At 34.1% G+C, this 13,558-nt stretch carries 16 protein-coding genes; 7 read left to right on the forward strand and 9 right to left on the reverse strand.

Annotation, left to right across the window (positions count from 1 at the left end; genetic code table 11):
• Positions 1 to 49 precede the first annotated feature (49 nt).
• Entirely contained in the window at positions 50 to 2,632 is a 2,583-nt protein-coding gene (locus K350_RS0101735) for a DNA gyrase/topoisomerase IV subunit A (RefSeq protein ID WP_028978446.1), read from the reverse strand.
• Positions 2,633 to 2,768: 136 nt separating this feature from the next.
• Here K350_RS0101735 and K350_RS0101740 point away from each other — a divergent pair, with 136 nt between their 5' ends.
• On the forward strand, positions 2,769 to 3,140 hold the full coding sequence (locus K350_RS0101740) for a hypothetical protein (protein ID WP_028978447.1): 372 nt from the start codon (positions 2,769 to 2,771) through the stop codon (positions 3,138 to 3,140).
• A 132-nt stretch (positions 3,141 to 3,272) separates the two neighbouring features.
• Here the strand turns inward: K350_RS0101740 and K350_RS32655 are convergent, their stop codons facing one another.
• The gene (locus K350_RS32655) at positions 3,273 to 3,446 is read right to left on the reverse strand and encodes a hypothetical protein (protein WP_156026827.1); all 174 of its coding nucleotides are present in this window, start codon (positions 3,444 to 3,446) and stop codon (positions 3,273 to 3,275) included.
• Between the two features lie 125 nt (positions 3,447 to 3,571).
• Complete coding sequence (locus K350_RS0101750; RefSeq protein WP_028978448.1) at positions 3,572 to 5,470, reverse strand: DNA topoisomerase IV subunit B; 1,899 nt, start codon at positions 5,468 to 5,470, stop codon at positions 3,572 to 3,574.
• A 329-nt stretch (positions 5,471 to 5,799) separates the two neighbouring features.
• Here K350_RS0101750 and K350_RS0101755 point away from each other — a divergent pair, with 329 nt between their 5' ends.
• A complete protein-coding gene (locus K350_RS0101755; RefSeq protein ID WP_028978449.1) occupies positions 5,800 to 7,365 on the forward strand; it encodes a leucine-rich repeat domain-containing protein in 1,566 nt (521 codons plus the stop codon).
• Between the two features lie 7 nt (positions 7,366 to 7,372).
• Here K350_RS0101755 and K350_RS26985 read toward each other — a convergent pair whose 3' ends face one another.
• Positions 7,373 to 8,146 (reverse strand): murein L,D-transpeptidase catalytic domain family protein, encoded by a 774-nt coding sequence (locus tag K350_RS26985; protein WP_245598401.1) that lies wholly within the window; start codon positions 8,144 to 8,146, stop codon positions 7,373 to 7,375.
• Positions 8,147 to 8,247: 101 nt separating this feature from the next.
• Between K350_RS26985 and K350_RS0101765 the strand changes: the two genes are divergently transcribed.
• The gene (locus K350_RS0101765) at positions 8,248 to 8,475 is read left to right on the forward strand and encodes a hypothetical protein (protein ID WP_028978450.1); all 228 of its coding nucleotides are present in this window, start codon (positions 8,248 to 8,250) and stop codon (positions 8,473 to 8,475) included.
• A 68-nt stretch (positions 8,476 to 8,543) separates the two neighbouring features.
• Here K350_RS0101765 and K350_RS0101770 read toward each other — a convergent pair whose 3' ends face one another.
• Positions 8,544 to 8,981, reverse strand: a complete 438-nt coding sequence (locus K350_RS0101770; protein ID WP_028978451.1) for a peptidylprolyl isomerase — start codon at positions 8,979 to 8,981, stop codon at positions 8,544 to 8,546.
• A gap of 144 nt (positions 8,982 to 9,125) precedes the next feature.
• Here K350_RS0101770 and K350_RS0101780 point away from each other — a divergent pair, with 144 nt between their 5' ends.
• On the forward strand, positions 9,126 to 9,698 hold the full coding sequence (locus K350_RS0101780; RefSeq protein WP_028978452.1) for a DUF4468 domain-containing protein: 573 nt from the start codon (positions 9,126 to 9,128) through the stop codon (positions 9,696 to 9,698).
• 44 nt (positions 9,699 to 9,742) lie between these two features.
• Here K350_RS0101780 and K350_RS0101785 read toward each other — a convergent pair whose 3' ends face one another.
• Both K350_RS0101785 and K350_RS0101790 read right to left on the reverse strand, forming a co-directional pair.
• On the reverse strand, positions 9,743 to 10,096 hold the full coding sequence (locus K350_RS0101785) for a hypothetical protein (RefSeq protein WP_028978453.1): 354 nt from the start codon (positions 10,094 to 10,096) through the stop codon (positions 9,743 to 9,745).
• A 67-nt stretch (positions 10,097 to 10,163) separates the two neighbouring features.
• Entirely contained in the window at positions 10,164 to 10,370 is a 207-nt protein-coding gene (locus K350_RS0101790; protein ID WP_028978454.1) for a hypothetical protein, read from the reverse strand.
• Positions 10,371 to 10,474: 104 nt separating this feature from the next.
• Here K350_RS0101790 and K350_RS0101795 point away from each other — a divergent pair, with 104 nt between their 5' ends.
• Positions 10,475 to 11,146, forward strand: coding sequence for an RluA family pseudouridine synthase (locus K350_RS0101795; RefSeq protein ID WP_028978455.1), 672 nt, complete (start codon positions 10,475 to 10,477; stop codon positions 11,144 to 11,146).
• Here the strand turns inward: K350_RS0101795 and K350_RS0101800 are convergent.
• On the reverse strand, positions 11,109 to 11,528 hold the full coding sequence (locus K350_RS0101800; protein WP_162144112.1) for a DUF3224 domain-containing protein: 420 nt from the start codon (positions 11,526 to 11,528) through the stop codon (positions 11,109 to 11,111). The genes K350_RS0101795 and K350_RS0101800 overlap by 38 nt on opposite strands.
• A 227-nt stretch (positions 11,529 to 11,755) precedes the next feature.
• On the opposite strand from K350_RS0101800, the gene K350_RS0101805 reads away from it, so the two are divergent.
• A complete protein-coding gene (locus K350_RS0101805) occupies positions 11,756 to 12,214 on the forward strand; it encodes a hypothetical protein (protein WP_156026830.1) in 459 nt (152 codons plus the stop codon).
• A gap of 312 nt (positions 12,215 to 12,526) precedes the next feature.
• Entirely contained in the window at positions 12,527 to 13,144 is a 618-nt protein-coding gene (locus K350_RS0101810; protein ID WP_037573555.1) for an RNA polymerase sigma factor, read from the forward strand.
• Positions 13,145 to 13,376: 232 nt separating this feature from the next.
• On the opposite strand, the gene K350_RS32210 is transcribed toward K350_RS0101810, so the two are convergent.
• The gene (locus K350_RS32210) at positions 13,377 to 13,541 is read right to left on the reverse strand and encodes a hypothetical protein (protein WP_156026833.1); all 165 of its coding nucleotides are present in this window, start codon (positions 13,539 to 13,541) and stop codon (positions 13,377 to 13,379) included.
• Between the last annotated feature and the right edge of the window lie 17 nt (positions 13,542 to 13,558).

The raw sequence follows: 13,558 nt of genomic DNA on the forward strand, positions 1-13,558 counted from the left end.
TAAATATAAAAAAAACGACTGTTCATTTTGAACAGCCGTTTTTTTTATATTAGAATAAGCCTAACTGATCATCTTTAGGCTTTTTCTTTGAGGGAATATCACCTTCTTCCGAAGCTTCAAGTAATAATATTTTATTTATTTTATTAGTACTAATCTTATTCCCAACAGCTTTCCAGCCTTTCACTTCAACAAAATCATTAAGACTAATTTTTTCAGACGGAACAGAAACAAATTTACCTTTGGCATAATCCACCTGGATTATAGGATTCTTTTCTGTGCTTATAACTACTAGTTTTGAATCCGCATTTTCAGAGATAAATCCAAACTTCTTTGCAGCAGTATTTGTCTCCATCTTGAATCTTTTTGCAAAATAGTTCTTTGATGATCCGTCATAATAAACTGCAGAAATGAGTCTTTCAGGATCAAATTTCTCCATGTGCAATAATTCTTCTGTATTGTATCTATTGGTCAATTCATAGGTTGTCAGTTCATAAGTGCCTTCTTTATAGAAAACAAGGATCTTATCTTCTCCTTCAAAATTCCCAATGTATTTTCCTTTCTTATCGTTGTTCAGACGCCCTACAGTTTCATCAAAGTATACCTCTTTACCGCCAAGAGTTGATTTTCCTGCAGCTTTAAACTGAATTTTCTTAACAGGATATTTGGTCAAGATATTACCTAAGACATTTCTCGCTTTTATTTCAAGTTCAGAAAAATCAAACTCAAAGTCTTTGATTTTTGCTTTGGCAGTCGGAGCAAGAGTAATACTAACAGTCTCTGCTTCTCCATTCGGATTTGCGCTAAAATAAAGAATCTTAGATCCTTTACTTCCTTTAGTTAAATCATATTCTTTATCTCTGGTTACCCCTAACACCTGGAATCTTTTAACGAATACAGTTCCGGAAGCAGCATCCAGATAGGCCATATTGTAAACCATGCGGTCGTCACCTTTTCTGAAAATACCTGCATAAAGAATATCTTTCCCAACAAAGACCTTCTCACCGATCTTTTTAATTACACAAACTCCGTCTTTCCTGAAAACTATGACATCATCTATATCAGAACAGTCACAGATATATTCGTCTTTCTTTAATCCATAACCGATAAAACCTTCGGCCTTATTGACATATAGCTTTGCGTTTATTGCGGCTACAACAGTTGCTGAAATAGTTTCAAAAGTTTTGATCTGAGTTTTACGCTCTCTTCCATGACCATATTTTTTAAGAAGGTTTTGGAAATAAGCGATAGCATATTCTATCAGATGTGCCAGATTATGCTCAACCTCTTTCAGTTCTTCTCCAAGATTTCTCATCAATTCATCCGCTTTAAATGCGTCAAATTTTGAGATTCTCTTGATCTTGATTTCTGTAAGCCTTACCAGATCATCTTGAGTAATTTCTCTGTAAAACTGCTTCTTATAAGGCTTCAAGCCTTTGTCTATTGTCTCCAATACAGCTTCCCAGGTTTCGCACTCTTCAATATTTCTATAGATCCTCTTTTCTATGAATATTTTCTCAAGAGAAGAAAACAATAGTTTTTCCTGAAGATGATTCTTTTTGATCTCCAGCTCCTGTCTAAGCAGCTCTACAGTTTTGTCTGTAGATATTCTCAGAATTTCATTTATACTTATGAAATGAGGCTTTTCATCTATAATTACACAAGCATTCGGAGAGATACTGATTTCGCACTCTGTGAAAGCATATAAAGCATCAATAGTGATATCCGAAGAAACTCCAGGAACTAGCTGGATTAGTATTTCAACATCCTTGGCAGTGTTATCAATTACCTTTTTGATCTTGATCTTTCCATTATCATTGGCTTTGATAATGCTTTCTATTAAAGAAGTTGTTGTAGTACCAAATGGTATATCCCTGATTACTAATGTCTTCTTGTCAAGATCTTCAATTTTTGCTCTAACTCTTACTTTTCCGCCTCTTAGACCTTCATTGTAATTAGCTACATCAATTGAGCCTCCTGTAGCAAAATCAGGATAAAGAGTAAATTTCTTATTCTTCAAATGAAGAATTGAAGCTTCAATCAATTCACAAAAATTGTGAGGAAGGATTTTGGTAGAAAGTCCCACAGCAATACCTTCGACACCATGTGCTAATAATAATGGGAACTTTACAGGAAGTGTTACAGGCTCATTTTTTCTTCCATCATATGAAATCTGCCACTCCGTAGTTTCAGGATTAAAAACAATTTCAAGGGCAAGTTTTGAAAGACGCGCTTCAATATATCTTGGAGCAGCGGCAGAATCACCTGTTCTGACATCTCCCCAGTTCCCCTGAGTTTCAAGTAGAAGATCTTTCTGACCTATATTAACTATGGCTTCACCAATGGATGCGTCCCCATGAGGGTGATACTGCATAGTTTGCCCAATGACATTTGCTACCTTATTAAATCGACCGTCGTCCATTTCCTTCATAGAGTGAAGGATTCTTCTCTGAACAGGCTTTAATCCATCTTCAATAGCAGGAACCGCACGTTCCAGAATTACATAAGAAGCATATTCCAGAAACCAGTTTTCATACATACCGGAAACAGGCAGTACATCATGAATGATATCACCCCCATTACCAGATCCCTGGTCCTGTATATTATTTGCATTATTATCTCTATCGTCAGCCATTCAATTTTTAAAGTTCCTGATTCAAACAAAAGGTTTAACCGGTAGAATTCCGGATCCTTCAAATATATTATAAAATTCTTTTTTCCCGAAAAGGAAAATTTACACATTCCTGCCTAATTATTAACTTTGCCTTATTATGAACAAAATAAAATTATTTTTCCTGTGCCTTTGTGTTGGTTTTTACTCTTGTGGATCAAAAGATAAATTTCCGGAAATTGATAAAAATGTGTGGCTACAGGATAAAAAAGCTTGCCAAAACAAAAGAGAAGAAATGGCAACAACACTGATAAACAACAAAGAACTAATCCTGGGGCTTAAGGAAGAGATACTCTTAGAAAAGCTAGGAAGACCAGATAAGCATGATTATCAGAAAAGAGGGAGAAAAATTTATTCTTACTATATAACTCCAGGCAAACAATGCTCCTTACAATATCCTGAAGAAGGTAAAAGAATTGTATTTGAAATGAATGCTCTTGGACTTATAGCTTTGATTACAATTCAAAATTAAAAAACAAGCAACTAACTTCTAAACAAAGAAAGCCTGTTTTTATATTAAAAACAGGCTTCCAGGAAAATATTAAAACTTGGTACACCAAATCCCTCTTACCAATACCCAATTAACAAATCCAAATATACAATTTTATAGAAGTATTAATAATCTTCGTGCTATTTTAATAAAGCTTCTCCCCTTCTTCTTAAGCTTCTTTTTGTTGTTACCGGATTTTCCTTCTTTACCTGATTTCGAATCTTTTTTTGAATTCTTGGGTAATTCAGGTTGAAAGATTTCTCTCATCAAAACATAGTGGTCTAGCATAGCGGCTAAAGTTTAATTGTATACGAATATACCCTACAATATGATAAAACTCAAGCTTTCTTAGTTAATCACCAAACTACGATAGACGAAATTAATGTAATAGAGTCCCTGATTTTAGTCAGATTTTAAATTTCCATAACATTTGCTTCTTTCCTTAATGCATCTTTTTCATCGCTTTCTACCAAATCCTTTTCAACTTTAAGGTTTTCAATTATAAACTGCTGTCTTTCAGGGGTATTTTTCCCCATGTAGTAATTAAGTAGTTTTTGTATGGAAGTTTCCTTTTGTAATAAGATTGGTTCAAGCCTGATATCCTCTCCAATAAATCCTCCAAACTCATCCGGAGAAATTTCACCCAATCCTTTAAATCGGGTTATCTCTGGTTTGCCGCCTAATTTCTTTATCGCAGCTCTTTTCTCTTCCTCACTGTAGCAATAAATTGTTTCTTTTTTGTTTCTTACTCGGAATAATGGTGTCTCCAAAATAAACAGGTGACCATTTCTCACCAAATCAGGAAAGAATTGTAAAAAGAATGTCAACATAAGCAAACGGATGTGCATACCGTCCACATCGGCATCTGTTGCAATAACTATTCTATTATATCTAAGATTTTCAAGTCCATCTTCAATATTCAGAGCATGTTGCAATAAATTGAACTCTTCATTTTCATAAACAATCTTCTTTGTAAGTCCAAAACAATTCAATGGTTTACCTCTAAGACTGAAGACAGCCTGCAACTCCACGCTTCTGGATTTAGTAATCGAGCCACTCGCAGAGTCCCCCTCAGTAATAAACAAGGTAGAATCATGTCTCTTTTCGTTGTTCAGGTCGTCAAAATGGAAGCGGCAGTCTCTTAGTTTTTTATTGTGAAGATTTGCTTTTTTCGCACGCTCATTGGCTAGTTTTTTAATACCTGCAATGTCTTTTCTTTCTCTTTCCGACTGTAAGATTCTTTTTAATAAAGCGTCTGCAACTGCTGAATTTTTATGAAGGTAATTATCAAGCTCTTTTTTAACGAACTCATTCACCCAGGTTCTGATTGCCGGACCATCCGGACCTGCATTAATAGATCCTAACTTAGTTTTGGTCTGAGATTCAAATACAGGCTCTTGAACTCTCACTGCAATTGCCCCTACAATAGAGGCACGGATATCAGAAGCATCAAAATCTTTTTTAAAAAATTCTCTGACTGTTTTTACAACTGCTTCTTTTAATGCAGCAAGGTGAGTTCCTCCCTGAGTTGTATACTGACCGTTTACAAATGAATAATACTCTTCTCCATATTGATTAGCATGGGTGAGAGCAAGTTCGATATCGTGACCTTTAAGATGTATAATAGGATATCTTAAGCTTTCTTCATCTGTTTTTCTCTTCAAAAGGTCCAGTAAACCATTCTGAGAATAATATTTTTTCCCATTATAGTTAATAGACAGACCGGCATTAAGAAACGCATAGTTCCAAAGCTGATCTTCCAGATATTCAGGAATAAATCTGAAATGCTTGAAAATAGTATCATCTGGTATAAATGACATAAGTGTACCATTCTTCTGGTCACATTTTGTTTCTTTATGATCATTTACCAAAACTCCCTTTTCAAATTCAGCAACTTTTGTCCTTCCTTCACGAATAGATTGTACTCTAAAATAGCTGGAAAGTGCGTTAACCGCCTTTGTTCCGACCCCGTTCAATCCCACTGACTTTTGAAAAGCACCGGAATCGTATTTTCCTCCTGTATTGATTTTAGATACGCAATCAATTACTTTTCCAAGTGGAATTCCACGCCCATAATCTCTGACCTCCACCCTATTATCGGAAATAGTTATATCTATAACATTTCCATTTCCCATCATATGCTCATCAATGGAGTTATCTATAATCTCTTTGACCAAAACATAAATACCATCATCCTGCCCTGATCCGTCTCCAAGTTTTCCGATATACATACCGGGACGAAGTCTGATATGCTCTCTCCAGTCCAGCGATCTAATGCTATCTTCGGTATATTCAGTTTTGGTTTTTGCCATAATTTTGTTATTGACCTGATTTACAATTTTATAAGATATAAGATGTATTCATTTTTAGGAAATCAAATCCTAAATCCCGTCCATTCTTACTGCGAAATTACTTTAATAGTTCAAATTTTACTTATTTTTTGAATAAGGAAATGATTGATAATCGTAATATGTGGAAAATTAAAACTTAAGTAAGTACTTTTGAGGGATTTTAAAATGGTACCTAATTTTTGAAATCAATTTGAATGCTAAACCGCATTAGAAAAATTACAAAAAATAATTTAAACGTACTAAACGGAACTTTTTTTGGTTAAATTACCAGGCCAAACCTTGTGACAATTATGAAAAAAATCCTTTTTGCCTTACTTCTGACAACTATCTCATTGAAAATGAATGCACAAACTGACATTCTGCTTCCAATGAATGATATTGAAAAGAAGGAGGTTATTCGACTTCTCACCTCATATGACGGCTTTCTGAATTTTGTAGCTCAGAAACCTTCAGAAGCTGATCAAAAAAAGGAGTCTGTCACATTTTTAAAAACAACTGTCAGCAATGCAAATATTTCGGTTTATAATGACCTTGATTCTGCAGCTAAAAATGATGACTATGAAAATGTATTCAAATACTGTCAGCGGGTTCCAAAGACGTTTCCTGCAACAGTCAAAATAAAAACTACTCCTAAAAATCTAATAGTAGAAAAAGTGAAGTATGACAAAATCAGAAGATACTATTTTGTTGAGATAAAAGGAGATAAAGATTTTACATGGAAAGAGGTTGTTCAAAAAGCAGCTTCAGATTCTGTCTCTACATCTGTTGATTCAATTGCAGTAAGCGACACCATCGTTCACTCAATAAAAAAAGGCATATCAGTTTTCATAAAATTTGACAGAGAAAATAATGTCTCTAAAAATTTTAAAATTTTTGCTATTAGTAAAACAGGGGTTGCACCAAAGCTGGAACCTCTTCCTCCACTTATTTCATGGTGGCTTACGCTTGAACCTGACTGGAAAGCAATGCTGAGAAAAAAGAGAAACCTGGAAGAGTACCCACGAGAGTTTGATCTTGAAAAAGCGACAGGAATATTTGAATTTGACTGCTCAAATTCCAATCTTAAAAATCTTGAACCATTAAAGAAATTTACTTCCCTAGAAAAGTTAAATGTTTCAGGTAATCCGATTACTGATGCTTCTGCAATATTTGCTGTAAGTTCTCTTCTGGAGCTAGACTTGACAAGAACTCAAATCACCAGCTTAGACGGAATTGAAAATCTAAAGAATCTTCAAGTGTTAAAAGTTTCAAGTTTAAAGCTTAAAAGTATAGAACCATTGAAGAATTTGGTTCAGATGGTTGAGCTGGACTGTTCTAACAATGAAATTGAGGACCTAACTCCTCTTACTAATCTTGTAAACCTTAAAGAGTTGAATGTCGGCTTAAATATTAAAGTAAAAGACATTTCAATGATGAAAAACTTAGTACTTCTGGAGAAACTAAGCATACAAAAAATTGACATTAAATCACTTGCTCCACTGAGTGGTCTTGTAAATCTTGTTTTATTGGATTGTTTTAATACTGATATCACAACATTGGAACCTATCCGAAATCTGGTAAAGTTGTTTCACCTAAACATAGACCACACAATGGTTTCCAGTCTGGATCCTATTAAACACTTTAAATTCATTGCGAATCTTTATTTAGCATCGAGCAGTGTTAAGGATCTATCTGCAATCAATAACTTTTATGCAATACGCGAGCTGGATATCTCCAATACTGAATTAACCGATCTTGGCCCCATTCATAAATTGGAGTATATAAGAGTATTGAAATGCTTTTATACCAAAATTGATAAAAACGAAGTACAGCGTTTTAAGAAAAATCATCCGGGCTGTCAGATCACTTATTATTAATAATTACCTAAAGCATATTGCCCTGCTTTGAATAATACTTGACAGCAGCAGCTTCATTTAAATATTCAGAGCGGGCAGTTTTTAAATCTGGGTGGTAAATAAACAAACATGAACCACCCTCCAGTAGCTGGATGATCTTCTCACTTTCTTCAGGAGATACAGCAGGACACCCATGGCTCCTTCCCAGACGACCATTGGTTTTAATAAAATCCTCACATACATAATCAGCCGCATGAATAACTACCGATCTACCTTCTGCATTGGAATTATAGTTTTTATCCAGACCATGCAGCACAAGTGACTTCCCATGTTTACCAAAATAAATCTTACCAGTTTTATAAAAACCCAAAGAGCTCATATTTGAGTTGAGTTTATTTGAAAAATTGATAGCAAGATTATCTCCGCTTTTTCTTCCATGTGCTACAAGAGAATGAAACAATACCTTTTTTTCTTTCAAATCTAAAATCCAAAGTCTTTTCTCTGTTGAGGCTTTGGAATAGTCTATAACTGAAAGTATCGAATTGTCCTCAAGAAGTTGCTTGTTCTTAATATTAAGATACCCCACAAGAGCTTTTCTAAAAATGGATTTCTTCATACCTGAATGCTCCAGTTGGCTAGCCTTAAATAATTGGTCTACAAAATTATCAAATGAACCTAAGACATTAGATTTTATTGATTTTCTTATAGTAAAATCATTTCCAGTATTGGTGACCTTTCCTGAGCCGGCAGTACAAATCACAAAAAGAATTGTAAAAATAGGAATGAATATTCTGTTCTTCATTTTTGACAAACTTGAATATCTGGCAATTCGTTCCTTTATTCAAGAAATTTTATTCCTCTATATAATGTTTTATCTATAAACCAGTTCTTGGAGGAAATTTTATGAAAACGTTGCTATACAATCCCAGCACACTGGAAGTGAAATTTGCGAAAGCTATTGAAAATTTGACCAAAAGTTTTGAAGAAAAAATAAAGCCCAATAAGATTGTAGCGGTAGATAAAAAATTAAAAGATGACAATCCTAAGGTCATTTTTAAAATTGAAGATAAAGAAGGAGACAGTCACGAAATCGTCATCCAGATTATTCAAAGAATGGATGAGGATTACTAAAGTATGAGGTTAAAAAAGAAAGCTAAAAACTTTTAGTTCTTAGCTTTCAACATCTTTCCCAGAAGTAATTAACCTTCAATAATTACCACCTTTACAATCTTATCACCTTGTTTGATCTGATCAACGATATCAACACCTTCCGTCACTTTTCCGAAACAGGTATGGTTTCTGTCCAGGTGTTTGGTATTAGCTCTGCTGTGGCATATAAAGAACTGAGAACCTCCGGTGTTTCTTCCCGCATGTGCCATAGAAAGCACACCACGGTCGTGGAATTGATTCTCTCCGTCCAATTCACATTTGATATTATATCCCGGACCGCCTCCGCCATTTCCAACAGGGCAACCTCCCTGGATTACAAAGTTAGGAATGACTCTGTGAAAGGTTAGGCCGTCATAGAATCCCATTTGTGATAATTTCACAAAATTCTTTACAGTGTTCGGAGCATCTTTTTCGTAAAACTCAATTTTCATTACACCTTTGCTGGTGTGCATTTCTGCCTTTAACATGCTTATATAGGATTTTTGATTTCAAACAATGAAACAAATTAATCATTAAGTCAGTTTGATGCCAATAAAAAAAGAATATAAATTATCTGAATAGGAAAATATGGATATTTTTTTTTCTTTTTTCGATTTTTTCACCATTTTCAAATGAAAATTCACGAAAAATTTATGTTAAGAAACAGTTTAAAAACGCTTGTTATTTTATTGTTTATTGCCTTTACTTCAAAGGGACAAACCTTGCCTGTTGATCAGAACACAGGTAAAATAACTTTTATCAATATTGTTGAATCAACACCTCTGACAGAGAAAGATGTATTCACTATAGCACAGGACTTTGGAAAAGCTAAAAACTGGCCGGTTAAAAGTCAGGATGATGCAGCTTATACTATTGTATTTAATGCACAGATACCTGTGGAATATGAGGCAGTAAAACCAGGAAAGAAAGATAAAGGAGTTGTAAAATTTACTTTTTCAGTTTTTTGTAAAGCTGGGAAATACAGATATATCTTAACTGACTTTGTGCATGAAGGGCAAAATGGAGCTGGCTCTGGTGGCAAACTTGAAAATACAATGGCAGATTGCGGAAAGGATGCAATGCTTGCTAAAAGCTGGGTATTTATCAAAAATTCTACACAAGTTCAAATCAACGCTCTGGTAGAAGAATTCAAGAAAAAAGTAAAAGAAGCACAGAACGATCCAGCAAAGAAAAGTGATTGGTAAAAAACAAAAAAGCCTCAGAAAAAATCTGGGGCTTTTTTTATCTATTAATTACTCTGTTCACTTAACTCCTCTTCCATCATTGCTTTGTAAGAATCTTTCAGCTTTTCATAAAACATCGCTGCATCTTTGTTTCCTTTTTCAGCCTCAAGTTTTGCATTGATAAATATGTCTTTACTGGTTTGAAGTAAGCTTTGCTGTAAAACATAAGTATAGGAGTCAATAGTAGGTCGGATCAATTCCCACATTTTCTTTAGACCTTTTATTTCTTCCAACTCTTGTTCACTAGGGAAATCGATTTCTCGCAGGTAATTGTATTTGGGAATTATTTCTTCCTGCAACATACGCACCAATTCTGAGATGCTTTCTTTACTTTGGGGTGATAATCTGAAATCTTTCATAGCTGATTAATTATTTAAATTTCAGGCAATTTAAGAGATAAATTTAAATAACAAAACTTCCCATTATCTAAACCTTTCGGCTGATAAACTTTCTCAACAGATGACCTTTCCACATGTAGACACCGGAAAGGATCACTATAGGCACAAAAACATAGCGTGTAATGAAAGCTGCTTCCGGAATTTCTGAAACTGGACCGTAGATAAAACCAATTATTGGAATGCTTAGAATGAGATGCAACCATCTCAAGATTTTTCTTTCTGTAGCGGCTTTCATGGGTTTTCTTTTGAAAGACGTATTAGTCAGAATAATATTTTATTAGTTTTTTAACCTTACCTATATTTATTAGCTTTGAGATGCTGAATTATTTATTTACCTCCATGTCTATTAAAATCAATGTTCAAGATCATATTCTATTTGAAGACTCCAGTATTCTTGTAATTAATAAGCCATGCAGTCTGATGGTTGAGCCAGACAGGAATGGTCATCCCAATTTACTCCAGCAAGTGCAGAAATACGAGCGAAGCCTGCGCCCAAAATCTAAAGAAATATACATCCAACATGTACATCGTCTTGACAGGCCTGTGAGTGGTATTGTGTTATTTGCCAGAAAAAAATCAGTTTTAAAAAACCTTAGTGAGCAATTTGCAACAAGGCAAGTGAAGAAATATTATCAGGCCATTACTGATACTGCGCCAACAATCAAAGAAGGAAAGCTTGAAAATTATTTGTGGAAAGATAAAAAAAACAAGCAGGCAGTAATTGTGGATTCTTTACATGCAGAGGCCGAAAAAGTTTTACTTGATTACAAAATAACTCCCTATAAAAATAATTTTCATTTATGGGATATTCGTTTGCATACAGGTAAATATCACCAGATCAGAGCTCAATTGGCAGCTTCAGGTTGTCCTATTCTTGGAGATACCCTGTATGGATCTACATTTGTATATGCCCCCAATTCCATTGCCCTCCATGCATCTTCGTTGTACTTTAACCATCCTCAAACTGGTGATGCTATTCAGATAAAGGCTGATCCTCTTTGGTTAATTTAGATTCAAACTCACAGTGAAAGGCTATTTCATTTTTTTTATCATTTACTGAAACTAAAGTCATCGCTCCTTTAATTCCCAAAAAGTCTTTAGTACCTGAGCCAGGAACTATTGTCTTTATCGTATTGCCCTCTCTACTCCTTTCAATTCCATAGCTTTCTAAAACAAAGGTCCCTGACATTTCTCCAATTGTTCCTGAAAATCTTTCAATCCCATAGATTTGATCATCATTTCCAAATGGCACTGTTGCAACTATACCTATTCCATACATTTCTCCTTCATAAAGATATATATAACTGGCCTGTAAACATTCCTTTCCATCAATCATTAATGATTGCACTACTTCACTTTTAATAGTTAATGTAACAGATAAAGTAGTTTGCATATATTTCATTTTAATGATAAGACGCCTAATAAATTAATTGTTACAACACTATTACCAAAGCTTCAAAAGAGGAATTAAATTTACTAATATTCAAACACTTAACTACAAAATTCAAAGAAACCAGGATAAATCAATAGATTTAAATAAACAAAATGCCATTTTTTACCTTTTTATTGCTATTTTATCAATTATTATTACCTTCAAAATTCAATAAATTCTATCAACTTATGAGAAAATATTTGATTATACTCTTTATGGTGGTAATATTTATACCACTCGAAGCTAGCATTAGTCAAGTGACTAAAGCACAAACAAAACAATTTCTTACCAGGACTAACAAAGCTATTACTACTGCCCATTCGGCAATTAAAAGAGGTAAGGTTTACAATGGTGATTATGTAAATGCCCTAAGACACCAACAGTTCGCCAAGAAGATGTATATTAGAAACCAGTATCAAAAAGCAATTTATCATTCTAAAAAGGCACGCTCATTAGCTTTCAAAACTATCACAGATAATAGCGCTCACATTCCATCTGATTGTGGAATTACCAAGGAAGAAAAGGGCCTGATAGGTACTGCCATCCCTTCAGACAGAGTTTTAGCAGAAGAAATAGCACTGGACGGACAACATAATCTGAAAGATGCGGATGTTATTGATAAAACTGTAGACCTGACACTACCTTAAAATAAAAGGAGAGGAATCTTTCCTCTCCTAATTAGATTTAGCCTGAATTTTTTTCAGGCCAAACAGCTCTGCAATAAACTATCCAATTTCCTCCCCAGGTATAATGGCGCAGAGCAAAAAAATAAGCCTAATTACTTCCCTATTAATAATCAGACAATTAACCTTAACTAGCAAGACTCAGGTATGCTTTCTAAGCATTAGATAAAAATTCAGGTAAAAGGTTACAGAACATTGTTCAATTTTTTTTGATAGAAAAAAAACTTATCCTTACATCACAATTCCAGACTTGTAAAATCTGCCGTAATAATAATTATGGAGGAAGATGAAATTATAGATCAAATTAAAAATGGCAATAAAAGCCTTTATGGCGTGTTGATCCAGAAATACAACCAAAGACTTTATAGAATTGCAAGATCAATCGTCGGAAAAGACGGTGATTTGGAAGACATAATGCAGGAAACCTATATAAAGGCTTATCAAAATCTTGCTCAATTCAGAAAAGAATCTCAGTTTTCTACCTGGCTTACCAGAATTCTGATAAACAATGCTAATGCTACACTTTTAAAAAAACGTAACCTATCTCCTCTTTCAACAGATACTGAAGATATTATAGATCATCAAAAAAGCCCGGATTCTGCATTAACTAATGAAGAGCTAAAATATATCCTTGAAAATGCAATTGACAATTTGCCTGACAATCTTAGAAGTGTATATGTAATGAGAGAAATAGAACAGTTAAGTATTCATGAAACAGCATTAAATCTGGACATATCGGAAGAAAATGTAAAAACCAGATTACACAGAGCTAAATCATTTTTAAGAGAAGAATTATATTCAAAATTTAAAGTAGATGTAGATCTCTTCAGATTCGCGGGCTCCAGATGTGAAGGTGTTTATAAAGCTGTTATGTGTCAAATTGATCATATGTAATTACTTTTTGTTTTCATTTTCTAAAAATGAATCAATTTGTTTTACAATATACTTTCTGTTTTTATAAAATGATTTAGGGAAATCGATATCAATATCTGTGTGTGCGTTCTCTTTAAATCCAAAGTCAAAAAAATTTCTAAGGGCGATAAAATTATCTCTGGACCTGGCGACCAGCGAGTGTTTTTCTACTTTAACGTGATAAAAATACATCAAGTCTTTCAATAAAAATTCTTTATTCCGCAGACCTGACAGGTAAATATTCCACGAGGGCCTGGCTTAAAACGTATGTATCAACGAACTCAAAGGCTTTATATCTTGCCTTTGAACAACAGGAAGGACAAATTACATCAACTTCCTTTATAAGTGATAGATCATGCTTTTCTTCCTCAAATTCCATCCCATTCAAATTAAATT

Origin of the sequence: Sporocytophaga myxococcoides DSM 11118 (assembly GCF_000426725.1) — a bacterium.
Taxonomy (GTDB): domain Bacteria; phylum Bacteroidota; class Bacteroidia; order Cytophagales; family Cytophagaceae; genus Sporocytophaga; species Sporocytophaga myxococcoides.